The following is a 1,856-nucleotide window of genomic DNA, read 5'->3' on the forward strand; positions in this document are numbered from 1 at the left end:
CCGTCGGCCGGTCAGTGGCCGGAGCTGCGGACCCCGAGCAGGACATCCTCCCAGGACGGCATCGGAGCCTTGCCGCGCTTGGACCGGGGCGCGGATTTCGCCGCCTTGGCGGGCGCCTTCTTGGCCGCCGGTTTGGCCGCGGACTCGGGTTCCGGCTGCTGTTCCGGGGTTTCGGTCACCGGCTCGGCGACCTCGGCGGCCGGCTCGTCCGCCGGCTCGGCGGCGGTGTCCTCGGTCGCGGGAGCGGCCTCGGCGGCAGGGGTGGGTGCGGCCTCGGCGGGGGCCGGTTCGCCGGCGGTGACCGCGGGCGGCTCCATGGCGGCGGCCTCGGTGGTGGCCGGGGCGGGTTCCGGTTCCGGTTCCGCGGCACGTACCGGTTCCGACTCCGTGGCCTGCGCCGGTGCGGGTTCCGCGGCAGCGGGGGGCGCCGGCGCGGCTACGGCCGGTGCCGGTTCGGGTTCTACGGTGGGGGCCTGGGCCGGCGTGTAGTCGACCGGAGCGGGTGCCGCCACGGGCTCCGGCGGTGCGGCCGGGGTGGGTGCCGCGGGCGCGGCCGCCGCGGGACGGGCCACCGGCTGGTGCGGCGGCTCCACCGGAGCCGGATGTGTTTCGGCCGGCGGCCGGTAGGTCTCGGCGGGTGGCCGGTAGGTCTCGGCGGGCGCGCCCGTCGCCGCGGTGGCCGCGGGCAGGGCGGGTGCGCCACCGGGCCGGCTACCACCGGGAGTGATCGGCGCGGCGGCGGGCAACGGTGTCGTACCGCCCGCGGCGACCGCGCGCTGTTCGTAGAATTCGTCCATCGCGGCGGGCCGGGCCGGTTCGCGGCGGGGTTCGGCCACCGGCTCGGGGGCGGGCGGGGTTTCGGCCTCGACCGGCAGGATCGAGGCGAGTCCGCGCAGGGCCCGGCCGAAATCGGGGTCGATGAGATCGGTGGCCGGATCGTCGAGCGGGGAAACCGTGCCGCCATGCGAATCCGGCTGGTAACGCCAGTGCGCGGCGATCTCGGATCGACCGTTCTGCCACTGCAACTGGGCGACCCAGAAGCCCTTCTCGTCTTTCCAGGCGTCCCATTCGGCGTTGTCGAGGGTGTGCCCGCGGGCGCTGAACGCGGCGGTCACCACATCGATCAGGATCTCCACGGCCGGACCGTCGGGCCTGATGGGGTGGGCCTTCTGCGCCAGTTCGGCCGCGCGGGCCCGTTCCAGCAGAACGGGATAGGCGAACCGCTCGACGCGGCTGGTCGGCATCCCGGATTCCTGGGTCACCTGTTCTACGGACGCACCGGCCCTGATTCGGGCCTGGATATCGCGAGGACGCATAGTCGCTTCCATTTCGATCTCTATCTGGCCGAATCGGGCAAGATCGCCGCGGGCCGCGGCGCGGAGTTTGTCATCGGCGGGAAGCCGGAATTTCTGACCACTTTCGGTGTCGACGCACACAATGTGGGCGGAGTCGGGCGTCACCCCGATCACTCGAAGTTCACGCACCGTAACCTCCTTATCGCGTCGCTCGCGATACCGCCCACGTTCTGGAACAGTAGTGCACTTCTGGGATTCGTGTGGCAAGACACGCGGCACCGAAATGTACCCCGCGCCCGTCTACTACCGCTAATCTGCTCTATTCCCTTGCGCATCAAGTCGTTTGCGGACTCCGCGGCGTAAACACGAACGCCCCCCTGCGCTCACTCCACCCCAGCGCCTCGGCGCGCCGAGTTCAGCGAGGCCACCAGAGGGTTCGGCCCGCGTCTGCTGTCAGTGCTCGAAGCGCATGCGGCGCAGCCGCGAGTCTCGAGCGCTGACAGCAGACGCTTCGGGGGCCGAACCCCGCGCGCGCCAGCGCGCAGAATTGGCGTGTATGGA

1 protein-coding gene is annotated in these 1,856 nt (G+C 72.0%); it reads right to left on the reverse strand.

From position 1 onward, the window contains the following. Positions 1–11: 11 nt before the first annotated feature. Positions 12–1,484 (reverse strand): septation protein SepH, encoded by a 1,473-nt coding sequence (gene sepH, locus ACWDU1_RS32015; protein WP_450004160.1) that lies wholly within the window; start codon positions 1,482–1,484, stop codon positions 12–14. Positions 1,485–1,856: the final 372 nt, after the last annotated feature.

The organism is Nocardia sp. NPDC003345 (assembly GCF_053589395.1).